The 23,650-nt window shown below is 61.0% G+C and carries 24 protein-coding genes; 12 read left to right on the forward strand and 12 right to left on the reverse strand.

Annotated features, from left to right (window positions below; genetic code table 11):
• The first annotated feature begins 46 nt into the window (after nucleotides 1–46).
• Both rpiA and HX790_RS13100 read left to right on the forward strand, forming a co-directional pair.
• Entirely contained in the window at nucleotides 47–718 is a 672-nt protein-coding gene (gene rpiA, locus HX790_RS13095) for a ribose-5-phosphate isomerase RpiA (protein ID WP_005792336.1), read from the forward strand.
• Nucleotides 719–1,082: 364 nt separating this feature from the next.
• Nucleotides 1,083–3,029 carry an autotransporter domain-containing protein gene (locus HX790_RS13100; RefSeq protein ID WP_099550438.1) on the forward strand — a complete coding sequence of 649 codons (1,947 nt, stop codon included), beginning with the start codon at nucleotides 1,083–1,085 and terminating at the stop codon, nucleotides 3,027–3,029.
• Here the strand turns inward: HX790_RS13100 and HX790_RS13105 are convergent, their stop codons facing one another.
• The 4 genes from HX790_RS13105 to HX790_RS13120 all read right to left on the reverse strand — a co-directional run bounded on the left by HX790_RS13105 (nucleotide 3,030) and on the right by HX790_RS13120 (nucleotide 7,309).
• The gene (locus HX790_RS13105) at nucleotides 3,030–3,938 is read right to left on the reverse strand and encodes an SdiA-regulated domain-containing protein (RefSeq protein ID WP_017139507.1); all 909 of its coding nucleotides are present in this window, start codon (nucleotides 3,936–3,938) and stop codon (nucleotides 3,030–3,032) included.
• Between the two features lie 120 nt (nucleotides 3,939–4,058).
• On the reverse strand, nucleotides 4,059–4,982 hold the full coding sequence (locus tag HX790_RS13110) for an SdiA-regulated domain-containing protein (RefSeq protein WP_017139508.1): 924 nt from the start codon (nucleotides 4,980–4,982) through the stop codon (nucleotides 4,059–4,061).
• Between the two features lie 245 nt (nucleotides 4,983–5,227).
• Nucleotides 5,228–5,893 carry a fumarylacetoacetate hydrolase family protein gene (locus HX790_RS13115; RefSeq protein WP_017139509.1) on the reverse strand — a complete coding sequence of 222 codons (666 nt, stop codon included), beginning with the start codon at nucleotides 5,891–5,893 and terminating at the stop codon, nucleotides 5,228–5,230.
• 21 nt (nucleotides 5,894–5,914) lie between these two features.
• Nucleotides 5,915–7,309, reverse strand: a complete 1,395-nt coding sequence (locus HX790_RS13120; protein WP_176991637.1) for an FAD-binding oxidoreductase — start codon at nucleotides 7,307–7,309, stop codon at nucleotides 5,915–5,917.
• A 225-nt stretch (nucleotides 7,310–7,534) separates the two neighbouring features.
• On the opposite strand from HX790_RS13120, the gene serA reads away from it, so the two are divergent.
• Nucleotides 7,535–8,764 carry a phosphoglycerate dehydrogenase gene (gene serA / locus HX790_RS13125; RefSeq protein WP_017139511.1) on the forward strand — a complete coding sequence of 410 codons (1,230 nt, stop codon included), beginning with the start codon at nucleotides 7,535–7,537 and terminating at the stop codon, nucleotides 8,762–8,764.
• A 61-nt stretch (nucleotides 8,765–8,825) separates the two neighbouring features.
• Here serA and HX790_RS13130 read toward each other — a convergent pair whose 3' ends face one another.
• Nucleotides 8,826–9,266: a DUF4399 domain-containing protein gene (locus HX790_RS13130; RefSeq protein WP_017139512.1), complete on the reverse strand. Its 441-nt coding sequence runs from the start codon at nucleotides 9,264–9,266 to the stop codon at nucleotides 8,826–8,828.
• Nucleotides 9,267–9,399: 133 nt separating this feature from the next.
• Here HX790_RS13130 and HX790_RS13135 point away from each other — a divergent pair, with 133 nt between their 5' ends.
• Nucleotides 9,400–9,873, forward strand: coding sequence for a transporter substrate-binding domain-containing protein (locus HX790_RS13135; RefSeq protein ID WP_017139513.1), 474 nt, complete (start codon nucleotides 9,400–9,402; stop codon nucleotides 9,871–9,873).
• Between the two features lie 65 nt (nucleotides 9,874–9,938).
• On the opposite strand, the gene HX790_RS13140 is transcribed toward HX790_RS13135, so the two are convergent.
• Together HX790_RS13140 and HX790_RS13145 are read right to left on the reverse strand one after the other, a co-directional pair.
• The gene (locus HX790_RS13140; protein ID WP_017139514.1) at nucleotides 9,939–10,421 is read right to left on the reverse strand and encodes a DUF523 domain-containing protein; all 483 of its coding nucleotides are present in this window, start codon (nucleotides 10,419–10,421) and stop codon (nucleotides 9,939–9,941) included.
• A gap of 2 nt (nucleotides 10,422–10,423) precedes the next feature.
• A complete protein-coding gene (locus HX790_RS13145) occupies nucleotides 10,424–11,056 on the reverse strand; it encodes a 2OG-Fe(II) oxygenase (RefSeq protein ID WP_176991648.1) in 633 nt (210 codons plus the stop codon).
• Nucleotides 11,057–11,187: 131 nt separating this feature from the next.
• Here HX790_RS13145 and HX790_RS13150 point away from each other — a divergent pair, with 131 nt between their 5' ends.
• Nucleotides 11,188–11,940, forward strand: coding sequence for a DUF2059 domain-containing protein (locus tag HX790_RS13150; protein ID WP_099550310.1), 753 nt, complete (start codon nucleotides 11,188–11,190; stop codon nucleotides 11,938–11,940).
• Between the two features lie 133 nt (nucleotides 11,941–12,073).
• On the opposite strand, the gene HX790_RS13155 is transcribed toward HX790_RS13150, so the two are convergent.
• Nucleotides 12,074–13,015 (reverse strand): alpha/beta hydrolase, encoded by a 942-nt coding sequence (locus HX790_RS13155; protein ID WP_176991649.1) that lies wholly within the window; start codon nucleotides 13,013–13,015, stop codon nucleotides 12,074–12,076.
• Nucleotides 13,016–13,114: 99 nt separating this feature from the next.
• Between HX790_RS13155 and HX790_RS13160 the strand changes: the two genes are divergently transcribed.
• The 4 genes from HX790_RS13160 to HX790_RS13175 all read left to right on the forward strand — a co-directional run bounded on the left by HX790_RS13160 (nucleotide 13,115) and on the right by HX790_RS13175 (nucleotide 15,771).
• Nucleotides 13,115–13,693, forward strand: a complete 579-nt coding sequence (locus tag HX790_RS13160) for a DUF6436 domain-containing protein (protein WP_017139518.1) — start codon at nucleotides 13,115–13,117, stop codon at nucleotides 13,691–13,693.
• Nucleotides 13,694–13,787: 94 nt separating this feature from the next.
• Nucleotides 13,788–14,144, forward strand: coding sequence for an EamA family transporter (locus tag HX790_RS13165; protein ID WP_026013873.1), 357 nt, complete (start codon nucleotides 13,788–13,790; stop codon nucleotides 14,142–14,144).
• A complete protein-coding gene (locus tag HX790_RS13170; RefSeq protein WP_017139520.1) occupies nucleotides 14,144–14,557 on the forward strand; it encodes a multidrug efflux SMR transporter in 414 nt (137 codons plus the stop codon). The genes HX790_RS13165 and HX790_RS13170 overlap by 1 nt, the downstream gene beginning before the upstream one ends.
• The gene (locus HX790_RS13175; protein WP_176991638.1) at nucleotides 14,554–15,771 is read left to right on the forward strand and encodes a DegT/DnrJ/EryC1/StrS family aminotransferase; all 1,218 of its coding nucleotides are present in this window, start codon (nucleotides 14,554–14,556) and stop codon (nucleotides 15,769–15,771) included. Before HX790_RS13170 ends, HX790_RS13175 begins: the two co-directional genes overlap by 4 nt.
• On the opposite strand, the gene HX790_RS13180 is transcribed toward HX790_RS13175, so the two are convergent.
• Together HX790_RS13180 and HX790_RS13185 are read right to left on the reverse strand one after the other, a co-directional pair.
• Nucleotides 15,749–16,627 (reverse strand): hypothetical protein, encoded by an 879-nt coding sequence (locus HX790_RS13180; RefSeq protein ID WP_176991639.1) that lies wholly within the window; start codon nucleotides 16,625–16,627, stop codon nucleotides 15,749–15,751. The genes HX790_RS13175 and HX790_RS13180 overlap by 23 nt on opposite strands.
• Complete coding sequence (locus HX790_RS13185) at nucleotides 16,624–17,730, reverse strand: GNAT family N-acetyltransferase (RefSeq protein WP_176991640.1); 1,107 nt, start codon at nucleotides 17,728–17,730, stop codon at nucleotides 16,624–16,626. Before HX790_RS13185 ends, HX790_RS13180 begins: the two co-directional genes overlap by 4 nt.
• Before the next feature lie 158 nt (nucleotides 17,731–17,888).
• On the opposite strand from HX790_RS13185, the gene HX790_RS13190 reads away from it, so the two are divergent.
• Entirely contained in the window at nucleotides 17,889–20,243 is a 2,355-nt protein-coding gene (locus HX790_RS13190; protein WP_176991641.1) for a penicillin acylase family protein, read from the forward strand.
• A 106-nt stretch (nucleotides 20,244–20,349) separates the two neighbouring features.
• Here the strand turns inward: HX790_RS13190 and HX790_RS13195 are convergent, their stop codons facing one another.
• Nucleotides 20,350–21,258: an AraC family transcriptional regulator gene (locus tag HX790_RS13195; RefSeq protein ID WP_176991642.1), complete on the reverse strand. Its 909-nt coding sequence runs from the start codon at nucleotides 21,256–21,258 to the stop codon at nucleotides 20,350–20,352.
• A 99-nt stretch (nucleotides 21,259–21,357) separates the two neighbouring features.
• Between HX790_RS13195 and HX790_RS13200 the strand changes: the two genes are divergently transcribed.
• Nucleotides 21,358–21,711, forward strand: a complete 354-nt coding sequence (locus HX790_RS13200; RefSeq protein ID WP_176991643.1) for a carboxymuconolactone decarboxylase family protein — start codon at nucleotides 21,358–21,360, stop codon at nucleotides 21,709–21,711.
• Here the strand turns inward: HX790_RS13200 and HX790_RS13205 are convergent.
• Nucleotides 21,689–22,654, reverse strand: a complete 966-nt coding sequence (locus HX790_RS13205) for a GlxA family transcriptional regulator (RefSeq protein WP_017139527.1) — start codon at nucleotides 22,652–22,654, stop codon at nucleotides 21,689–21,691. The two genes, HX790_RS13200 and HX790_RS13205, sit on opposite strands and share 23 nt — an antisense overlap.
• A gap of 256 nt (nucleotides 22,655–22,910) precedes the next feature.
• Between HX790_RS13205 and HX790_RS13210 the strand changes: the two genes are divergently transcribed.
• Nucleotides 22,911–23,552, forward strand: a complete 642-nt coding sequence (locus HX790_RS13210; protein WP_176991644.1) for an HD domain-containing protein — start codon at nucleotides 22,911–22,913, stop codon at nucleotides 23,550–23,552.
• Nucleotides 23,553–23,650 lie beyond the last annotated feature (98 nt).

The following is a 23,650-nucleotide window of genomic DNA, read 5'->3' on the forward strand; positions in this document are numbered from 1 at the left end:
TTATACTCGCCGCCCTCGATAATTCCCCGCCCGTTCCGGAGCCCGCATGACCCAGGATCAACTCAAACAGGCAGTGGCCCAGGCCGCCGTCGATTTAATCCTTCCTAAACTCGACGACAAAAGCATCGTCGGTGTCGGCACCGGCTCCACCGCCAACTGCTTTATCGATGCACTGGCCCAGCACAAGGGTGCCTTCGACGGCGCCGTAGCCAGCTCCGAAGCCACCGCCGCGCGCCTCAAGGGCCATGGCATTCCAGTGTATGAGCTCAACACCGTGAGCGACCTGGAGTTCTACGTCGACGGCGCCGATGAAAGCGACGAGCACCTGAACCTGATCAAAGGCGGCGGCGCAGCCCTGACCCGCGAGAAGATCGTTGCGGCCGTGGCCAAGACCTTTATCTGCATCGCCGACGCCAGCAAGCTGGTGCCGGTGCTCGGCGCCTTCCCGCTGCCGGTGGAAGTTATCCCCATGGCCCGCAGCCACGTGGCCCGCGAGCTGGTGAAACTGGGCGGCGACCCGGTGTACCGCGAAGGCGTGCTGACCGACAACGGCAATATCATCATTGATGTGTTCAACATGCAGATCACCAACCCGGTGGAGCTGGAGACGCAGATCAATGCGATCGTTGGCGTGGTGACCAATGGCCTGTTCGCGGCGCGCCCGGCGGATGTGTTGCTGCTGGGTACTTCCGAAGGCGTGAAAACCCTCAAGGCCTAAAACTCAAGGCCTGGCTTTATGTGGGAGCTGGCTTGCCTGCGATAGCATCACCTCGGTCTGACTTAAAGACCGAGGCGTCTGCATCGCGGGCAAGCCCGGCTCCCACACAAGCCAGCTCCCACAGGAGGCCTCATCGTTTAGAAGATCCATGTAACAAAACCGCTACTTTTCGCAGCACCCCCGCCCAAAACCGTGCGCCATGTCACGGCATCCCACGCCTTTATTGGTATCAAATCCGTTACAAATGACAGCCAGGCGACCCAAGCGTTTAACAATGCGCCACTTCGCGCTCGCCCAGGGAATGAGGCGCGCATTGTGCAAAGGGTCTGGGCTGGAAAACTTCAATCACCTCAAGGAAGACCTTGTGATAAAGCCCCTCGCCCTCGCGATCAGCGTGGTCGGCAGCCTGCTGTCGGCGCAAACCCAGGCCTACGATTACGGCCAGCACGCCAATACCACCCTGGAAAAGCTGATCAACGATTACCCCGGCCGGTATCGCGGCACGGCCAATTTCGCCGGCGCGGCAGATTGGATGCAAAGCCAGATGGGTTCGGCCTACAGCCTCAGTCGACAGAACTTCACCTGGAACAACGGCACTCGCGCTGCGCAAAACGTGGTGGCCTATGCTGCGGGCACTAAACCGCAATACGTGGTGATTGGCGCGCACTTCGACACCTACTTCGGCCGCCCGACCTTACAAGGCCTGGACGATAACGGCTCCGGCGCCAGCGTGCTGACCGAAGTGGCGAAGAACCTCGGCGGCTTGCAGCTGGAAAACGGCCTGCAAGTGGTCGCCTTCGGCGCCGAAGAGGAAGGCCTGCGCGGCTCCAAAGCCTTTGTCGATTCACTCAGCGCCAGCCAACGCGCGAATATGCTGGCGATGATCAACCTCGACAGCCTGATCACCGGCGACATGATGTACGCCCACGCAGGCCAGAACAGCACCGCCAACCCCGCTCTGGCATCGCTGCGCGAACACACCTTCCAGATCGCCAGGGAATTGAACATCCCGTTGTTCACCAACCCCGGCCTGGACCCGCAATACCCCAAGGGCACCGGCTGCTGCAGTGATGGCGAGCCGTTCGAACCGCTGAAGATCCCGATTCTGTATATCGAAGCCACCAACTGGGAGCTGGGCGATCTGGACGGCTACACCCAGACCAACAACCCGAAAATACCCGGCGGCTCCACCTGGCACGACCCGGCAGAAGACAACAAAACCGTGCTGACCAATGCCTTCGGCCAGGAACGCATCGACCAGCGCCTGCGCGATTACTCGCGCCTGCTCAGCCGCCTGGTGTTGGAACTGACCAACGCCGACCTGCTGGCCTCGACCGCCTCGGGTGGCGCCGTTGCGCGCAACATGCAGGACAACCTGCAACGCCAGCATCAGGCCATGGTGCGCCTGCATGATCGCCGTTGGTTGACCTTGCAAGCGGCCAGCCGCGAGGTCGGAAGCTTCGATGGCGAAATCGGCATGGACGGCGAATACACCCCGGACAGCGGCTTCGACAGCCCGCTCAACCGCGATGCCCGACGCCTGGGCGTACACGCCTTGGGCGACTATCAGCTCACCTCCAGCCTGAATATCGGCGCCAGCCTCAGCTACCTCAATGGTCGTGACAAGCTGCAGCAGCGCGGCAAACTCGACAGCGACACCTGGCAGGCCGCGGTCTATGCCTTGCTCAACGATGGCGGCCCAAGCTGGCTGGCGGGCGATTTGAGCATTGGCCATACGCGCTTTGAGGCCAAGCGCAACCTGTTGATCCAAGCCAATGGCGGCCCGGTGCTGCTCAATCAACAACTGAGCGGCAACACCGACGCACTGTCCCTGGGCGCACGCGTACTCGGCGGTTATGACTTCGACTTCGGCGCAATCAAAAGCGGGCCGTTTGCCGGCCTGGACTACAGCCATTCGCGTATCGACAAGTTCCACGAGAAACAGAACCTGCGCACCGCGCTGGAGTACGAAGAACAGTCTTTCGACTCCCTGGAAGCCAGCCTCGGCTGGCGCGTGCGCGGTGCCGTCGCCCTGCCCTATGGCCTGAGCCTGATGCCTTACGGCGACATCGCCTGGGTCAAGGAGCTGGCCGATGGCCGTCTCGATGACCTGCAATTGACCGCCCGCGCCGATGGCCAGGCGCGCACCGCCAAGCTGGGTTCAGTGGACAAAAGCTTTGGCCGCGCGCAAATCGGCAGCCAGCTGGCGATCACCCCGCAGCTGGGCGTTTACGCCGAGGTCAACAGCCGCCTTGGGCACGCCGAGGGCAGCCAGACCGGCTACTCCCTGGGCGTGCAATGGATGTTTTGATCAGGGCTTCTTGAACACGTAAAACAGGTTCGGCTCGCTGACCAGGTACAGCGAGCCCTCGTCATCCATGGCGATCCCTTCGGCCTGAGGCACGCGTTTTTTCAGGCCATGGCGCCCGTTGAGCAGGGAAAGACTGCTCAACGGGCGACCATCGATGTCCAGTTCCAACACCAGGAACGACTCATCCGACAGCGCCAGCAAATGCCCGCTGCGCTCGTCGTATTGCAGGCTCGACAGGTCGCGCACAAACAGCCCGGCATCGCGCTTGGGGTTGTTGATCACATGCACCGAGTAGGTTTTTTCCGGCTTGAAATGGGGAAACCCGTGCACCTCGTAAATCAGCATCGGGTCGCGCTCCTTGGCCACGAACAAGCGCTTGCCCACCGAGTCATAGGCCAGCCCTTCGAAACCCTTATTGCCGCCAAGGTGTACGCCCAGGGTCATCTGCTCCGCATCGGCGGCGTCGAGAAATTGGGTGTCGTCATTCACGTGCACCTTGATCAGCCGCTGCTGGGCTTCATCGCTGATCACATAAATGTTGTCACTGATGAACTCCACCGCCTCGGCATCGCCAAAGCCCACCAACGGAATACGCCGCAGGATCCTGCCGTCCAGGGACAACTCGATCAGCTCGGCGTTTTTATTGGTGACCGTAAACAGGCTTTTGCGTATCGGGTCGTACGTGAGGGCCGAGACATCATCGTCGAGCCCTTCGATGACCTTGGCTTCCAGGCTTACCCGGTAATCATTCAGGCCAATGGAGCGTTCATCGGCAGGATGGCGCCAGTGTTGAAGGTTGAACCAGGCCCGCTCGAACAAGCGAAAGTTCTGCGCGACCGCCCCGGCAATCACCAGGGCGAGCAGCAACAGGATAAAAAACGCGGGTTTGGGGCGGGCGAGTCGACGCATCAGGCAAGCTCAAAGTCAAAAAGTGGCGAATAAGTATCACGCCCGTCTGAATTTAAACTTAAACGCAGTCGACTGTCTGGCGAATGCCGCTGATAGCGAAGTATCCGACGTAATCGTCGGCTATTTCTGCTTCTCGAAACGATAGAACAGGTTGGGTTCGCTGACCATGTACAAGGTGCCGGCTTCGTCCATGGTGACGCCTTCGGCACGCGGGATGGTGTGTTTGAGGCCATTGAAGCCGCCGAGCAGGGTCATGAAGCTGACTTGCTCGCCCTGCGCGTCCAGCTCCAGCAGCAGGTGGGAATCGGCCGACAGCACCAGCAAATGCCCGGTGCGCGGGTCGACGGCCAGGGCTGAGAGGTTACGCATGTCCAGCTCGGTGCTGGCGATCTTCTGCTTATCGCCGGTCAGCGTGGCGCCATCGCTTTTCCAGGTGAACAACGCCGGTGGGCGCTCTTCCCCGAGCACGATCTGCTGGTTGCGCTTGTCCCAGGTCACACCTTCAAATGCCTTGTTCTGGTCCTTGGACGGGCCAAGGTCATAGTGCTTGAAGTCGGCATAGTTCAGTTGCTGGGTGCTGGCGTCGACGTTCACCACGCTCAAGGTGTGCATGCGCTCGTCGACAATGGCCATCAGGCCGTTTTCCATCACTGTCACGCCTTCCGGGTTGTTCCAGCCGTTGAGCGGCATCTTGCGCAACACATCGCCTTGCAGGTTCAGCTCAACCAGGAAAGGGTTTTTGCCCATCACGGAAAACAGGGTTTTGGTCTGCGGGTTGTAGGACAGGTCCGAAGCCTCGTCCTTTTCCATGCCGGGCAGCAATTTGCCATCGATCACCGCGTGGTAATCCGGCAGCCAGACGCTGGCCTGGCGTTCGGCCGGGGTTTCGAACCGCTCAGCGATCCACAGCACCCCACGGTCGTCCCAATGCATCGCCCAGGCAACGCCATACACAATGGCCCCGACCAGAAACAGCCAGGAATACCAGCGCAGGGCAAAACGTGAACGGGGCTTGGAAGTGAGGGTAGGCAGGGACACGGCCATTGAGCGCTTTTCCGCAGAGTCAGCTTTAGGTGATAGCACAGGATCAACAGGCCCGCGCGCAGGAGGCTGGGGATTATCCGGATGGCGTGTGAAAAAAATGCAAAACCAAGCGCGCGTAAACCAGTGTGGGAACTGATTTGTGTGGGAGCTGGCTTGCCTGCGATGCAGACGACTCGGTTTTTCAGTTAGACCGAGGCGATGCTATCGCAGGCAAGCCAGCTCCCACAGCTGATTGCATGCAGCCTTTAGCGAACGACGCTTTCGAAACGGCTACCGCCACCCAATTCCAGCACCAGCTCATCGCCCACATTCAACGGGCCTACACCGGCTGGAGTGCCGGTGAGGATCACATCACCCGCCTGCAGCGAGAAGCAGCCGGCCATGTGCTGGATCATCGGGACGATCGGGTTGAGCATCTGCGAGCTATTGCCGTCCTGGCGCACTTCGCCGTTGATGGTCAGGCGAATGCCGATGTCGGTCACGTCGGCAAAGGTGCTGCTGACCACAAAGGGGGCAATCACGGCGGCGCCGTCAAAAGACTTGGCGATTTCCCACGGCAAGCCCTTGGCTTTCAGCTCGGCTTGCTTATCGCGCAGGGTCAAATCCAGGGCCGGAGCGAAGCCGGAGATGGCATCCAGCACTTCTTCACGGCTGGGCTTGGTCGACAACGGTTTGCCGATCAACACCGCGATTTCCGCTTCGTAGTGCACCGAACCGCGCTCGGTCGGAATGGCGAAACCGCCTTCCAGCGCGACCACGCAACTGCCCGGCTTGATGAACAGCAACGGCTCGGTCGGCACCGGGTTGTCCAGTTCCTTGGCGTGTTCGGCGTAGTTACGCCCGATGCACACCACTTTGCCCAAGGGAAAGTGGATGTTGGTGCCGTCGACATACTTGTGCTGGTAGCTCATGAAACGACTCCTTCAGGGCGGTTAAACAGCGAAGATCTTGCCAGGGTTCATGATCCCGTTCGGGTCGAACACCGCTTTCACTGCTTTCATGTATTCGATTTCAACCGGGGAACGGCTGTAGGTCAGGTAATCGCGCTTGGTCATGCCCACGCCGTGTTCGGCAGAGATTGAGCCGTTGTACTTCTGGACGGTCTCGAACACCCACTTGTTCACGGTGGCGCACTTGGCGAAGAACTCATCCTTGCTCAGGTTTTCTGGCTTGAGGATGTTCAGGTGCAGGTTGCCGTCGCCGATGTGGCCGAACCAGACGATTTCGAAGTCCGGGTAGTGTTCGCCGACGATCGCATCAATTTCCTTCAAGAACGCTGGCACTTTGGAGACAGTGACCGAAATGTCGTTCTTGTACGGCGTCCAGTGGGAAATGGTCTCGGAGATGTACTCGCGCAGTTTCCACAGGTTGTGCAGTTGGGTTTCGCTCTGGCTCATCACGCCGTCCAGCACCCAGCCCTGCTCTACGCAGTGCTCGAAGGTTTCCAGGGCGTGGTTGGCAACTTCTTCGGTGGTGGCTTCGAATTCCAGCAGCGCGTAGAACGGGCACTCGGTTTCAAAGGGAGCTGGCACATCGCCACGGCCCATGACCTTGGCCAGGGCTTTGTCGGAGAAAAATTCGAAGGCGGTCAGGTCCAGCTTGCTCTGGAACGCGTGCAATACCGGCATGATCGAATCGAAATCGGTGGTACCGAGCACCATCGCGGTGAGATTTTTCGGCGCACGGTCCAGGCGCATGGTGGCTTCGACCACAAAGCCCAACGTCCCTTCGGCACCGATAAACAGCTGGCGCATGTCGTAGCCGGTGGCGTTCTTGATCAGGTCGCGGTTCAGTTCCAGCACGTCACCCTTGCCGGTGACGACTTTCATGCCGGCCACCCAGTTGCGGGTCATGCCGTAGCGAATCACCTTGATCCCGCCGGCATTGGTGCCGATGTTGCCGCCGATCTGGCTCGAACCCGACGAAGCGAAGTCCACCGGGTAGTACAGGCCTTTTTCTTCGGCGACGTTCTGCAATTGCTTGGTGACCACACCCGGCTGGCACACGGCGGTGCGGTCGGTGAGGTTCACATCGAGAATCTGGTTCATATAGTCAAACGAGACGACCACTTCGCCATTGGCCGCCACCGCAGCGGCCGACAAACCGGTACGACCACCCGATGGCACCAGCGCCACCTTGTTTTCATTGGCCCAACGGACGATGGCTTGGACCTGCTCGATGGTCTTGGGAAAGACGATAGCGGTCGGCGCGGGGGCGAAGTGCTTGGTCCAATCCTTGCCGTAAGCCTCCAGGGAGTCTGCATCGGTCAGCACTTTGCCAGGCTCAACCAGGGTCTTCAGCTCATCAATCAGGGCAGGATGGGTCATCGACGGAACTCTCGAACAATTCATGGTCATCCTGAGAACGCTTCACGTCGCAGGAATGGGTGTTTAGCGGGGCACGTATGCTAGCATACCGCCCCCGCAGGACAGAGCCCAAGGGCGTTCTGCGGTGACGGCTTTCCTGCCGTCCGGGTCAGCTCTTGTGCACTGATTCAAGGCACTAACTGCTCGATTCCCTGCCATTTTTCTCCGGGATACAGGTTTACGCAGATGAGCAAGACTTCTCTCGATAAGAGCAAGATCAAGTTCCTTCTTCTGGAAGGCGTCCACCCATCGGCTGTCGACGTACTGAAAGCCGCTGGGTACTCCAGCATTGAGTACATCACCAGTTCTCTGCCGGAAGCCCAGTTAAAGGAAAAGATCGCCGACGCGCACTTTATCGGCATTCGCTCCCGCACTCAGCTGACCGAAGAGATCTTCGACCACGCCAAGAAACTCGTGGCTGTCGGCTGTTTCTGCATCGGCACCAACCAGGTCGACCTTAACGCTGCGCGCGAGCGCGGTATCGCGGTGTTTAACGCACCGTACTCCAACACCCGTTCCGTTGCTGAGCTGGTGCTGGCCGAGGCGATCCTGCTGCTGCGCGGCATTCCTGAGAAAAACGCTTCCTGCCACCGTGGCGGCTGGATCAAAAGCGCGGCCAACTCCTTCGAAATCCGTGGCAAAAAGCTGGGTATCGTCGGTTACGGCTCGATCGGCACGCAGCTGTCGGTGCTGGCCGAAGGCTTGGGGATGCAGGTGTTCTTCTACGACACCCTGACCAAGCTGCCATTGGGCAACGCCACCCAAGTGGCGAGCCTGACCGAGCTGCTGGGCATGTCCGACATCGTCACCCTGCACGTACCGGAAACCGCTGAAACCCAGTGGATGATCGGCGAGAAGGAAATCCGCGCCATCAAGAAGGGCGGCATCCTGATCAACGCGGCACGCGGCACCGTGGTTAAGCTGGACGCCCTGGCCGACGCGATCAAGGACAAGCACCTGATCGGCGCCGCTATCGACGTGTTCCCGGTAGAGCCACGCTCTAACGACGACATCTTCGAAAGCCCGCTGCGTGGCCTGGACAACGTGATCCTGACTCCGCACATCGGCGGCTCCACCGCTGAAGCTCAGGCCAACATCGGCCTGGAAGTGTCGGAAAAGCTGGTCAAGTACAGCGACAACGGTACCTCGGTGTCTTCGGTCAACTTCCCCGAAGTGGCGCTGCCGGCTCACCCTGGCAAGCACCGTCTGCTGCACATCCACCAGAACATCCCTGGCGTGATGATGGAGATCAACAAGGTCTTCGCAGAAAACGGCATCAACATCTCAGGTCAGTTCCTGCAGACCAACGAGAAGGTTGGCTACGTGGTGATCGACGTCGACGCCGAGTACTCGGACCTGGCGCAAGAGAAGCTGCAGCACATCAACGGCACCATTCGTAGCCGCGTGTTGTTCTAACGCTTTGAACGCTGCATAAAAAAGGGAGCCTTCGGGGCTCCCTTTTTTGTCTGAACAAATCTTACTTGACGTTAACCGTGATGACTTTCGAGGCTACAGTCGGGTTGAACTGCATGTGCAGTTTGTCGCCAGCTACCAGTTGCAAGGTGTGCTTGCCTGGGGTGAGGGTCAGCTCGGTCTCGGTCTGGGCCTTGCCGTAGTGGATCACGGTGTCGGTGGCCGGGATCGGCACACTGGCGTCCGGCAGTTCTTTCTGGTCGATCAGCAGGTGGTGGTGGCCGGTGCCTGGGTCCTGGCTGGTCGCTGGCGCCAGTTTCAGGCCTTCCATACCGAACTTCACAGTGAAGGTTTTATCGACGGTGGCGCCGTCTTTTGGCGACACGATAAAGACTTTGGCGCCTTCCGGTGGTGCGCTGCGCGGGATACCGTCAGCGGCTGTGGCCAACATCGAAGCACCCAGCAAGAGGCTGGCCAGGGTTGCACGGGACAAAAGGGCTTTCATTCGCTTCTCCAGTTTTACGGTGAAATCTGTAGGGTTATGACAACTTCGCGACAAATTGCTGTCCAAGGCACTCAACACCATAGCAAGCGATGCTCAATGGCGCCTCGCACGCACAAATTCTTTAGGAGCGACCATGCGCTTTGTGCCTGGCCTTGTACTTTTACTGCCCCTGTTGAGCCCACTGGCTCACGCCGAACTGATCGATGACGTGTTTGATCGCGGCGAACTGCGCATCGCCCTGGAGGCCAACACCCCGCCGTACAACTTCAAGGACGGTGACAAGCTAACCGGTTTTGAAGTGGAGCTGGGTGAACAATTAGCCAAGGAAATGGAGGTTCGCCCCTCGTTCATCACTGTCGATGACGCCGACCTGTTGCCGGGTGTGGAAAGCGGCAAGTTCGACGTGGCCATCAACCATATCGCTATGACTGCCGCGCTGCAGGATCGGTTCGATTTCAGTGAGGCCTATAAGCAAACACCTGAGCTGGCCATTCCATTCCAAAAAGGCAACCCGGCATTCAAAAGCAGCCTGGACAATGCATTACAGCGGGTGAAGGCCGATGGTCGCTTGAAGGCGCTGACGCAGAAGTGGTTTGCACCTGAGTGAAACACCGTCGATGTGGGAGCTGGCTTGTGTGGGAGCCAGCTCCCACATTTGATCTGGGTTGAACCTCAAAGTTGTGCCAGGGCAATTGCCGCCTCAGGCAACTCCAGCTCACTGAACACCCGCACGCCATGGCGCTTGAGCAGCGCCGCCGTCACGCCCTCGCCGCTGACCTTCACGCCGCTGAAGGTGCCGTCATAGGTCAGCAGATTGCCGCAGGACGGGCTATTGGCCTTGAGAATCGCGATGCGGATGTTATGCCGCTGCGCCAACGCCAGTGCCTGGCGGGCGCCGTCGAGGAAGGCGGCGCTGAAGTCTTCGCCCTCGGCCGTCAGCACTTGCGCACGCCCTTCCCACACATCAATGCCCTGCCCGCCCGGGATCTCGGCGGAGGGACGCGGTGTCGGCAAACCGCCTGATACTTCCGGGCAAATCGCAACCACCCGGCCTTCGGCCTGCCAGGCCGCCAATTGATCGAAGGGGCCGCTGGCGCCACCGTCGTAGCGCACCTTGTGCCCGAGCAGGCAGCGGCTGATCAGAATCTTTTGCATGGTTAAAACGGCTCGTTACCGCGTCGGCGAAACCAGCCGGTCAGGGACAGGCGTTCGCGCGTGGCGGGCAGGACTTCGTGGGGCACCTCCCCGGACAGAAACACCACCAGGCTACCGCCGGTGGGCACCACATCGTATTCCACGCCGCCCTTGAGGTACATGCGCAACTGGCCGCCATGCTCAGGTAACCAGGCGTCATTCAAATAGACCACTGCCGAGACCATGCGCCGGTCATCGTCGCGAAAACGGTCCAGGTGCTTGAGGTAAAACGCCCCTGGCGGGTACATCGCGAAGTGGCTTTCGAAATCTTCCAGGCCCAGGAACAGGCTGCGGTTCATGGCCAGGCGCAGGCTGTCCATCACGCTCATGTAGCTCTCGCAGACAGCGGCGTCGCCCTCCTCCAGCCACTGGATATGGTCGCCGCGAATACCCTCGCGTATCTCCTGCGCCGGGCCGCGTCCTACAGCCGCCGGGGCCAATTCACCCTCAGCCGCACGTTTACGGCACTCAGCCGCCAACTCCAGGGTCAGAGCCTGGGGCAGGAAGCCGTTCTGCTGCGACCAACCTTTTTCGGCCAGGTCGTCGACAATGCGTTGCAGCAGCGGATGATCGAGGGGTATTTGCATGGCGCGCATAGTATCCATACGCCTATGAATCCGACAGAGCCGCCGAGCGTCTGAACACACTTTAGTCAGGTGACTGATAGGATTTCTCGACAAATCCTACGCCCGACACGGACAATAGTGGCCGACTGACAGGAGTCCCTATGCGTCGTTTGTTTTTTTCCTTGCTGATGTTCTGCGTTTTGCCCGCCTGGGCAGACGGCCATGACCAGTTGTACAAGGTCGCCGGCTGGGCCGAACAACGTGCGCATTTTAATGACGCCCTGAGTGCCGCACAGCAACGCTATCGCAATAGCCTGCCGCCGGCGGTGTACCAGGCGCTGGTGGATAACAGCAATAAACGCTTCGCCGCCCAGGCCGTGGATCAGCGGGCCGAGGCGCAATTGCGCAAAAACCTGGCGGACCCGAAACCTGCCCTGGCGTTTTTCCAGTCGCCGTTGGGTCGCAAAATCGTTGCAGCTGAATTGCTGGCCACGCGCCGCGACCAGTTGGCAAAAAATGCCAAGGGCCTGCCGCACATCGAAGCCGACGCCACCCGCAGCCTGATCATCGGCCACCTGGCCCAGGCGCTGCCGGCCCGTGAAGCCGGCGCAGAAGTCAGCCTGGCGATTGCCGGCGTAGCAGCCGACAGTTTGAGCCAGATGATTCCCGGCCTGTTGGGCGGCGGTCAGGCGCAAGGCATGTTGAACGGCCAACGTGAGCGGCTGATGCAGCAGATCGGCAATGACTTGAACAACACGCTGTTGTACGTCTATCGAGATTTGTCCGACCCGGAACTGGAAGAATTCGCCACGTTTGCGGAGTCGCCGGACGGTCGGGCGTATTACAAGGCGGCGCTGGCCGCGATTCGCGCCGGACTTGCAGTAGGTCAAAGCACTTCCAGCCTGACGCAATAAGTAATGTGGAAACAGGCTTGTGTGGGAGCTGGCTTGCCTGCGATGGCATCAACCCGGTGTGCCTGATACAGCTAGGTGTCTGCATCGCAGCGATGCGGCGACCCGACAAGCCAGCTCCCACATTTGAACGGTGTTACTTCAGATGATCCGTCAGGAATTTGAAGTACTCTTCGCGAATCTCGGGAATCTCATTGGCCAAGTGATGTCGACCACGCGGCAACATCAACACCAGCGGCTGATCGAACTTGCCCCGCAGCACCTGCAAGTTGTGCTGCCAGTCCACCGTCATATCTTCCTCTCCCTGCACGATCACCGGCCGCCGTGGGCTTTGCGGCGCAGCTTCGATGCGTTTGATCCAACGCGCCAGCGCACCCACCCACGCGGTCGGCAGTTGGCGCGGCTGTAGCGGGTCAGCTTCCAGGAAGGGTTTGAACTTGGGATCGTGGGTGTTCTCGCTGAACCGCCGCGCAATGCCTTTGACGAACGGGCGCAGCAGGTAATAGCTGACCTGCGACCAACCCCATGCACGCGGCCGTACCAGGGGCGAGAGCAGGAAGGTCTTGCCCTGGGCCGGGCTGTCGGCGCCGTGGTTGAGCAAATGGTCCACCACCACCGCACCGCCAGTGCTTTGCCCGAACAGGTGCCACGGTTGCGGCAGTTGCAAGCTGTGGGCCTGCGCAAACAGCGCCTGCACCACGTCCTGGTACACCACAAAATCGTCAATGCTGGCGCGCTCGCCACTGGAAAGACCGTGGCCCGGCAAGTCGCAGGCGATCACCACAAAACCTTGATCCAGCGCCCAGTCCACCACATGCCGGTACAGGCCCATATGGTCGTAGAAGCCGTGGTACATGAACATTGTCGCCACCGGCGCAGACGGCCACCACACCTGCGCTACCACCTGGAAGCCATCCACTTCAAAACGGCCCAAACGGCTCACGACGGGTACTTTGCGCGCCGCCAGGTCCAGCCCATAGAAACGCTGGTAGACCCGTGCCTCGGCGCTGAGCGGTTGCGCATCCACCAGTGGCCGCAAGCTCTCGCGCAGATGATCGGGGTCAAAACTCACAGGCATAAAGGCTTCCAGACTGACGGTGAAGATGAATATCGAGCTGCGATATTCATCTGTCAGGGCAAGCATGGCAAGCTACGCGACCTTCGAGGATAGTTCCGAATGCGACAACCCTACCGCTCCGCCTTGTTTGCCGGCCTGCTGTTGGTCATCTGCGCCGGCGTGCTGTGGGCGGCTTATGACTGGTTCCAGGGCCGCTATTTGCGCGCATTCAGCGAACACACCGCGGTGTTTTCCGGTGATGCCCTGCGCCTGCCCGCCGAACTGGCAGGCCCAGGCCCGATTCGCCTGGTGCACTTCTGGGACCCGGCCTGCCCCTGCAACGTCGGCAACCAGCAGCACCTGGGCGAACTGATCGAGCAATACGCGCCCCAGGGCGTCGAGTTCTATGCCCTGCAAAAGGCCGGCAGCCACGGCCAACTGCCCGACAATTTGCGCAAAATGAAACCGCTCAATGCCCTGCTCGGCGCCGACCAAGTGCCGGCGACTCCGGCCGTAGGCATTTGGGATCGCAGCGGCAAACTCGCGTACTTCGGGCCGTACAGCGAAGGGCTGACGTGCAATTCGAGCAACAGCTTTATCGAGCCTATCCTCAAAGCCCTGGAGGCCGGGCGCGAAGTCGATGCCACCCACACCCTGGCGGTGGGCTGCTATTGCCAGTGGAGCAAGGCGTCAAACTGAACGCCGGCTGTTCGACCGGCAAACTCCAGTCACCCCGCCGGCAGGCTCCTGTATTGTAAGCGTCCAGCGACATTGCAAGCAGACGCGAGACTCCATGAGCCAGTTAACCATCATCCTCTGGATGCTCAACGTTATCGTCGATACGTCCGGCCAACTGGCGTTCAAAGCCGCCGCCTCGGCCAGCGCCGAGCATGACGGCCTCGCCCACTGGAAACACATGCTCAAGCGCCCGTGGATCTGGCTGGGGGTGATCTGCTATGTCTTCGAATTCGTGTTGTGGCTGGCGTTCCTGACGCTGGTGCCGTTGTCGGTCGGCGTGATGCTGGGTTCGATCAACATCGTGGTGATCATGATTGCCGGGCGTTTCCTGTTCAAGGAAAGTCTGAGCAAATGGCGGTTGATCGGCATCATGCTGATCGCCTGTGGCGTGACCGTCGTAGGGTTTGAATGATGAAACGTTTTTATATCCTGGGTTTTCTCGCGCTGATCATTTTCGACACCTTGGCGCAGGTCAGTTTCAAATTTGCCTCGGTGCATGCCGAACCGTTGACCATGGACGTCGCGTGGCTGGCCCGGGTGTTTGGCGCACCGTGGATCTACGGCGCCTTTGTCGGCTATATCGGCGCGTTTTTTACCTGGATGACCTTGCTCAAATACGCCCCGGTAGGCCCGGCGTTTGCGGCCTCGCACCTGGAGTTGATCAGCGTGACGCTGATCTCGGTCTGGCTGTTCGATGACACCCTGACCTGGCCGAAAATCATCGGCGGCGCGCTGATCATCGCGGGCATCCTGTGCCTGGCGCGCAGTGAAGACAAAGAGAGCAAAACCGTCGAGGCCGAACCTTCGCAGCCACTGGTGTCATGAACAAAGAAATCCCGCCCACCGCCGGCCTGCCCTTGCGCGGGCGGGATTTGCTCAGTTTATCGGGCGACCTCGCCCAGTCGCTGGCCCGCCAGTTTTCAATTCCACTGCCTGCACTGCCCTGCTCCGGCACCGCCGCGCTGATCATCGCCCTGCGCGTGTTGCAGCAGCGCATGCCTGGCCGCACCCGGCTGATTGTGCCTGCGTACACCTGCCCATTGGTGGCATTGGCCGCGCATTACTGCCCGCCGTTGCGGGTGGCGCCCTGTGATTTGCAGCCCGCCAGCATTGACCTCGACGAGCAACACCTCAAGCAACTGTGCGACGACAGTACCCTGGCCGTGGTGGTCACCCACCTCGCCGGGCGCGTGGCGGATGTGGACGCCGCCAAGCGTATTGCCGAGTCAGTCGGCGCCGTGGTGATCGAAGACGCCGCCCAAGCCCTCGGCGCCCTCGACGATGGCCGCAGCGTCGGGCTCAAAGGCGATGTGGGGTTTTTCAGCCTGGCGCTGGGCAAAGGCCTGACCACAGCCGAAGGCGGCGTGCTGTTCAGCCGCGACCCGGTGCTGCATCAGGCATTGCACCGCCAGTGCGCGCAAGACCTGCCCTTCAGCCTGCGCTGGGAGCTGCAACGCAGTGCCGAACTCTGGGGTTACGCGCTACTTTACCAACCGCGCGGCTTGCACTACGTGTATGGCAAGGCGTTGCGCACGGCGCTGGCACAGGGTGATGAAGTGGCCGCCGTGGGTGATGATTTTTCGGTCAACGATATCCCGCTGCACCGCCTCGGCGGTTATCGGCAGAAGGTCGGTGCTGCCGCACTGGCGCGCTTGCCTGACTACTTGCAACAAGGCCGTACCCGCGCCTTACGCCGGGCGGCGCGCTTGAATGACTTGCCCGGCGTCGCGGTGATCATGGACCGACTGGGGCAGCAAGGCACCTGGCCGTTTTTGATGGTGCTGATGCCGTCTGCACAGGCGCGTGATGCCGCCATGGCGCAACTGTGGACATCCGGGCTCGGCGTGACCCGCCTGTTTATCCACACCTTGCCGGACTACCCCGCCGTCGTCCCGCTGTTGCAACCGGGCGGCGACATTAGCCAGGCCCAGGCATTTGCCAGCCGCACACTGTCGATCAGCAACAGCCATTGGCTGACGGACGAACACTTCGAAAGCGTATTCGCCCAGCTAAAAGTTATTGTCGCCAACCCTGATTGATACGCGCCACCAGCCGGCCATTCAGCTCGTTCTGCTGCTGCTGCCAGATCTGCACCTGCGCCGGCGGCAGTTCTTCCTGGCCATCGGAGGCACTCAACCAGCGTTTGAACTTGCTCTCATAGTGGTAAGCCGAGACATCGCCGGTGATGTCCGCTCCGATGATCCGGCCCTGGCAAGCGTCGATCAGATCGTTCAAATGCTGCTCCAGAAACTCGCCCTGGTCCCAATTGGTGTTGACCACTTCGGGGCTCAGCACGTCTTTGTCGATGGACAGGTAAACCGGCAGTGAATGGTCGAACTGCGCGAGGAACGCACGCATCAGCTCATCGGCGTTGCCGAACGCACGGTTGCTGCGCCCGGCACCGATCCAGTTCATCCAGCGCGTGTCGACGTTGACGTTCCAGTAAGTCAGCTTGCGCTTGAGCAGCGGCGACCAGTGATTCTCCCAGGCATGGCCCAGGCCGATATCCTGGGAACCGATGCCCAACACATGCACATGCTCGACCTGCGGCAAACGGCTGGCCCAGTAAACCCATGAGCCACAATGGATGCCGAACGGGTAGCGCATGTTGTCAGGGTGGTTGTCGCAAATGATCAGTTGGAATTTCTGCTGCGTCGGCAGGCGGTTCAACAGCAGCTGGCTGAGGTGGTGATAATCGCCGCTGCCGGTGAACACACAGCCGTAATCGCTGGGCATCTGCGCGTGCAGGGCGGTTTCCAGCTCCTTGAACTGCGCCCAGCGGCAACCGAAGCGGATTTTTTCCTGCCAGGCCTGCATGGGCAAGGTGATCGCGCCGGGAATATCACTCACGGCACTGTCGAAATCGAGGATCAGCGGCGCGCGGTCCTGGCTCATTCGGGTTTCTCCTGCTGCCACTGTGCATCGCTTTCGAAGTGATGGCGGAAACGGTTGCCGAGCTTGCGCAGCAGCGGGTTGCGGATCCAGACCAGATGACGGGTGAAGGTAAAGTCGGCGCCGAGGCTGGCCTTGACCTGCGGGTCGGTCCAACCCGCCACATAAAATTTCAGCCCATTGGCCACGGCGTATTCCAGGTTCACAAACCAGCTGACGAAGTACAGGTTGAATTCCAACGCTTGTGGGTAGTTGAGCCCGATGTACTTGTCGAGCAGCTTGTCGCCCTCTACGTAGCACAGGTTGTAGCCGATCAGTTCGTCGCAGTGCCAGTAGCAGAACACCCGCCCGTTGCTGGCGGCGTCCTGCAACAAGCTGCGGAAAAACGCCGGGGTCAGCAGGTCAAAGTGAATCTCGCTCTGGTCGTACACCGCCTTGTACAGGCCGTACAACTGCGCAAGCCACGCCTCATCGTTGAAGCGCGCATCGCCAGTGTCCAGGACTTCCACCCGCAACGCCTCGCGGCTGCGCAGTTTGCGTCGGATATTGCGTCGACGGCTGTGGGACAAACGCGCCAGGTACTCGTCGATGCTGCTGAAGTTGATCGGCACATAGGCCAGCGCCTGGCCTTCGAGGCAGATAAAGCCGCGCCGGGTACAGTCCTCGATCAAGGCTTGGGCGTAGCGGTTGTCTGCATCGCTGAGCAGCGGCGAGTCACAGGGCAGATCTTTGACGACTGTGAGTTTGCGCTGCGGCGCGCACTCTTCTTGCAGCCACTGCGCGAGGTCCTGGGGTGGCACGTTGCGGGGCAATGGCGAATATTCGCTGACCGTGGTGCCGACAAAGCAGCTGTCGATACGCAGCCACGCATTCCAAAGACCAAACCCGGGCCAGCCGCGCACACGGTTCACGAACTCGTCTTCAGCCGTCGTCAGCAGGTCAAATGGCGTGAAGAAGTACGGCAGGCCCTGGGCGGACAGCCGGGCGTCAAAGCCCTGTGGCGGGTGCTGCAAAAACCGGCCGATCAACGAGGGCGCTTCCAGGCAGCACGCGTAGGCAACCTCGGGGCGGCTGGAGTCTGGGGTAGGTTGCGTGGCGCAAGTCATGGAAAAAAGCTCAAAGATGACCGGCGCAATAGTAGCGTACTCGACACATTCGGCACTTGAACCTCGGCTGTCGCTGCGGCATATCAGCATTTCCCGCAGTTCTCGCCAAACCGATTAGACTCCGTTGACCTTCAAGGTGACTGACTCAAGGACCGTCCATGAAACGCAGCCTGACCGTGCTCGCTATCCTGATTGCCGCCCTCTTGGCCGGCGCCGGCTGGTATGTGTACAGCAAGCAACCGACCCGCCAGGGCACCGAGACACTGGCCAACCTGCAAGGCGCGGTCACGGTGCGCTATGACGACCGTGGCGTGCCGCACATTCGCGCCGAGAACGAGACCGACCTGTACCGCGCCCTGGGCTATGTGCATGCCCAGGACCGGCTGTTCCAGATGGAAATCATGCGGCGCCTGGCCCGTGGCGAGCTGGCCGAGGTGCTGGGGCCGAAGGTGCTGGAGACCGACAAGCTGTTTCGCAGCCTGCGCATTCGCGAGCGCGCCTTGAGTTACGTCGAGCACATGGACCACGACTCGGCAGCCTGGAAGGCCTTGCAAGCCTACCTGGATGGCATCAACCAATATCAGGACAGCCACGCCAGCCCCGTGGAGTTTGACGTGCTGGGCATTCCTAAACGACGGTTTACCGCCGAGGACACCATCAGTGTTGCCGGGTATATGGCCTACAGCTTTGCTGCCGCGTTTCGTACCGAGCCGCTGCTGACTTACGTGCGCGACCAGCTCGGCAGCGACTACCTGAAAGTCTTCGACCTCGACTGGCAACCCAAGGGCGCCCTCAACCTGGCCGCCAGTGACTGGAAATCCCTCGGCGCCCTCGCCGCCTTGAGCGACAAGGCCCTGGCCGACAATGGCTTGCCGCAGTTCGAAGGCAGCAACGCCTGGGCCATCAGCGGCAGCCGCACCAAAAGCGGCAAACCGTTGCTGGCCGGTGACCCGCATATCCGTTTCTCGGTGCCGTCGGTGTGGTACGAGGCGCAATTGTCGGCGCCGGGTTTTGAGCTGTACGGCTATCACAACGCACTGGTGCCGGTGGCGTTTTTGGGACACAACCTGGATTTCGGCTGGAGCCTGACCATGTTCCAGAACGATGACCTCGACCTGATCGCCGAAAAGGTCAACCCGGACAACCCCAACCAGGTCTGGTACCACGGCCAATGGGTCAACATGACCAGCAGCGAACAGCAGATTGCGGTCAAGGGCCAGGCGCCGGTGACGCTCACCCTGCGTCAGTCGCCCCACGGCCCGATCATCAATGACGTGCTGGGCGAGAATGCCGGCAGCACGCCGATTGCCATGTGGTGGGCGTTCCTCGACACCGAAAACCCTATCCTCGAAGGCTTCTACGAACTCAACCGCGCCGACACCCTGGCCAAGGTGCGCGCCGCCGCCGCGAAGGTTTCGGCGCCGGGCCTGAATATCGTGTGGGCGAATGCCAAGGGCGATATCGGCTGGTGGGCGGCGGCGCAGTTGCCGATCCGCCCGGCCGGCGTCAACCCGGCATTCATTCTCGACGGCAGCACCGCCCAGGCCGACAAGCTGGGCTTCTACCCCTTCAGCGCCAACCCACAGGAAGAAAACCCGGCCCGTGGTTATGTGGTGTCAGCCAACGCCCAGCCGGCCTCGCCCACTGGCATGGAGATCCCCGGTTACTACAACCTCGCCGACCGCGGCCAGCAGTTGAACACGCAGCTGAGCGACAAAAGCGTGAAGTGGGACGTGAACAACAGCCAGGCCTTGCAATTGGGTACCACCACCGCCTACGGCCCACGCCTGTTGGCGCCGCTGTTGCCGGTGCTGCGTGAAGTGGTCAAGGACCCGGCGCAGTTGAAACTGGTGGAACAGCTCGCAAGCTGGAAAGGCGACTACCCGCTGGACTCCACCAGTGCCACGCTGTTCAACCAGTTTCTGTTCAACCTCACCGACGCGGCCTTCCACCCGAAACTGGGCGACGCGATGTTCAAAACCCTGATCACCACGCGGGTGATCGACGCCGCACTGCCACGCCTGGCCGCCTCGGCGGACTCGCCATGGTGGAACGGCAAGCGCGCGGACACGGTAAAACTCGCCTGGGACAACAGCCTCGCGCACCTCAAGGCCACCTTTGGCGATGACCCGTCGCAATGGCAGTGGGGCAAGGCCCATACCTTGACCCATGGGCATCCGTTGGGCATGCAGAAGCCACTGGACAAGATTTTCAACGTCGGCCCATTCCCGGCGCCGGGCACCCACGAAGTGCCGAATAACCAATCGGCCATGATCGGCCCTGCGCCGTGGCCCGTGACCTATGGCCCGTCGACCCGGCGCCTGATCGACTTTGCCGACCCGGCCCATGCATTGACCATCAACCCCGTGGGGCAAAGCGGGGTGCCGTTTGACTCGCACTATGGCGACCAGGCAGAAACCTATATCGAGGGTGGGTACGAGCAGGCACATTTCAGTGAGGAAGAGGTGACGGCGAATACCCGTGGCACGCTGAAGCTGTTGCCTGCCCGGTAACAGCCTGTAAACCCGATCAATGTGGGAGCTGGCTTGTGTGGGAGCTGGCTTGCCTGCGATAGCATCAACTCGGTCCATCAGGCAGACCGAGTTGATGCTATCGCAGTTAGTCTGTGTTCGCCCGCATCCGCCCCGGCGCCTCGCCATAGGTTTCCTTGAACTTCTTGCTGAACGCCGCCTGGGACTGGTAACCCACCTGCGCCGCGATATCCAGCAGGCTCAGGCGTGATTGGCGCAGCAGGTTGAACGCCAGCTCCATGCGCAGTTGGGTCAGCAGCACCCACGGCGACACGCCCGCGACTTTCACAAACGCCCGCATGAAGGTGGCCCGCGACATGGTGGCGGCCGCCGCCAGGCTGTCGATGGTCCACTCATGGCCGGGCTCGGCCAGCATCGCCTGCCAGGCTTTGCTCAGGCGCTTGTCGGCGAGCAAAGCGAAGGTGCCCGCCACCGGCGCCTGGCGGGTCAGCCAGGTGCGCAGGATCAGAGTGAACAAGGCCGACGACAGCGCGTCGATAAACGAGCGTGCGCCCAGTTGCTGGCCGTCCGCTTCGCTGCGCAACAAGGCAATCAGCGCTGCCAATTGCCCATCGCCCTGCCACTCACGGCTGGACACCACCAGGTAGTTCGGCAACGCACTGAACAACAACGACTGGCGGTTGTAGTGAAAGTTGCCGCAGAGCATATCCACGTCCGGCTGCTCTCCTCCCAGGCGGTGGATCGGCAACAGGCCGCCCTCGATGACGGTCTGCGCCACTGGCTTGACCCGCGCGCCCTGGCTGCGTACCAGGTGCGTCGCGCCACCGGGCATCAACAGGATGTCGCCCTCCTCCAGCGTCACCTGCTGGCCGCCCGACAACTCGGCGTGGCAGGTGCCCGCCAGCACAATGTGATACGGCGCCACGCCCAGCGGCTCAGGCCCGTGGTCCATGGCCCACGCGCCCTGGAACTGGCAGCGCAGATCCAGACTGCCGCGCAGGTTGGCCAACGCAATCAGGGTGTCGATAGAGTTCATTTGCGAGCATCGGTCAAAAAGGTGAGTGGATCGAACAAAAGCGCCAAACCTGAACCGCGCAGACTGGCTTCACACCCAACCCGTTCAGGAGTTACCGCAATGTTCAATAACTGGTCCAACTTGCTTGCTAACGTAAACAAAACCTTTGGCGCGCTGGGCAAGAGCAACCCGAAGATCGTCAAAGCCTACATGGCGCTGGGCGAGGCTGCCGAGGAAAACCAAGTACTCGACGCCAAGACCCGTGAGCTGATTTCCATCGCCGTGGCCATCACCACGCGCTGCGACGGCTGTATCGCCGCGCATGCCGACGCGGCGATCAAGGCCGGTGCGACCCGAGAAGAAGTTGCCGCCACCCTGGCCACCGCCATCTCGCTGAATGCCGGTGCTGCGTACATCTATTCGCTGCGCGCGCTGGAAGCCTACGACACGCTCACACCGGCGCCGCAAAGTTAAGCCGGAACTGTTGCGGCGTCACGCCCAGCCGGCGGTTGAACACACTGCGCATGTGCTGGGCGTCACGGAAACCGCATTGATAGGCCACAGTCTTGAGCGGTGCGGGGCTGCTTTCGAGCATCACCCGCGCCGCGTCCACTCGCGCCCGCTCGACAAACTCGGCAGGCGTTATGCGCGCCTCACGAGCAAATACCCGAGAGAAATTACGCGCACTCATGTTGGCCGCCTTGGCCAGATCGGCAATGGTCAAATCCCCGGTCAAGTTCGCCAGTACGTAAAGCTGCACCAACGCCACCGCCGAGGTGCTTTCGGCGTGAGGCGTGAGGAACGGGCTGAACTGTGACTGCCCGCCCGAGCGCTGGGTGAACACCACCAGGCGCTTGGCCACGCTCAGCGCGACTTCCGGGCCGTGGTCCTGGGCCAGCAGGTACAGCGACAGGTCGATGCCGGCCGTGACGCCCGCCGAGGTGTAGAGATTACCGTCCTGCACGTAGAGACGGTCGGCATCCACCTGGGCCGAGGGGCACAGGCGCGCCAGGTCGGCGGCATCGTTCCAGTGCGTGGTGACGGTTTTGCCATCGAGCAACCCGGCGCGCGCCAGCATGAAGGCGCCATTGCAGATCGAGCCAAAGCGCTGTGCGCGGGCGGCGGCACCGCGCAGCCAATCATCAAACTGGGCGCCGAAATCCTCGAAGGGCAGCTGAGGGCCACCAGCGACCAGCAGCAAGTCGTAGGCTTGCAGGGCTTCGGGGTAATGCCGATGGGCCTGCAATGAAAGGCCGTTAGAGGCGGCCATCGTACCGTGGCCCAGGCCGATCACTTCAAGCTGATAATGGTCTTCGGGCAGCAGGAAACGGTTGGCCTCGCAGAACACATCCATGGGGCCGGTCACGTCCAGTGACTGGACGCCGGGGAAGATCAGGATGGCGACGGTTTTGCCCATGAACAACACACCTTCTACTGGAGGAACATAACCCCCTGTGGGAGCTGGCTTGCCTGCGATGGCCTCCCCTCAGTCTAACTGACAGACCGAGTCGTCAGCATCGCAGGCAAGCCAGCTCCCACATTTGACCGCATGTGGCTTGATATCGAGCCACATTGGCCGACATCGCACCCTCGCCGCGATAGCCCCATCGCGGGCACGCGACCAGACTTCACTCATCGGCGCCGCCCCCGGCGCTTTGTTGAGGAGAACGACCATGAGCAACTCCATCGCCGGCATCCAGATCCCGGACAGCGCCCTGGCCAAGGCCACTACCGAATACATCCGCGACGTCGAGTCCGACCTGCTGTACCACCACTCGCGCCGGGTGTTTCTGTTCGGTGCGTTGAGCGGTGAGCGCAAGCAACTGGCCTACAACCCGGAGCTGCTTTACGTCGGCGCGATGTTCCATGACCTGGGCCTGGTCGAAGGCCATCGCAGTGACAACGAGCGTTTCGAAGTGGACGGCGCCAATGCAGCGGCCGCGTTCCTCAAGCCTTACGGGCTGAGCGATGACGATATCGAACAAGTCTGGTTGTCGATCGCCCTGCACACCACGCCGGGTGTACCGCAGCACTTGCGCCCGACCGTGGCGCTGGTGACCGCTGGTGTCGAGATGGACGTACTGGGCATGGACTACGCCACCTTTTCCAGCATGCAGCGCGAAGCCGTGGTGCATGCGCATCCACGCGGCGCAGGGTTCAAGGAATGCATCATCTGCGCGTTTGCCGACGGCTTGCGTCATCGCCCGCAGACCACGTTTGGCAACGTGAAGACCGATGTGTTGGTGGATCAGGAGCCGGGGTTCAAGCCGATGAATTTTGTCGAGGTGATTCGCAAGTCGCCGTGGGCTGCATAGTTGACTTGAAATGCAATCAAATGTGGGAGCTGGCTTGCCTGCGATAAGGCCATGTCAGTCGACTCATCCTTCGACTGACACACCGCTATCGCAGGCAA

Source organism: Pseudomonas sp. IPO3747 (assembly GCF_013385245.1).
GTDB lineage: Bacteria > Pseudomonadota > Gammaproteobacteria > Pseudomonadales > Pseudomonadaceae > Aquipseudomonas > Aquipseudomonas edaphica.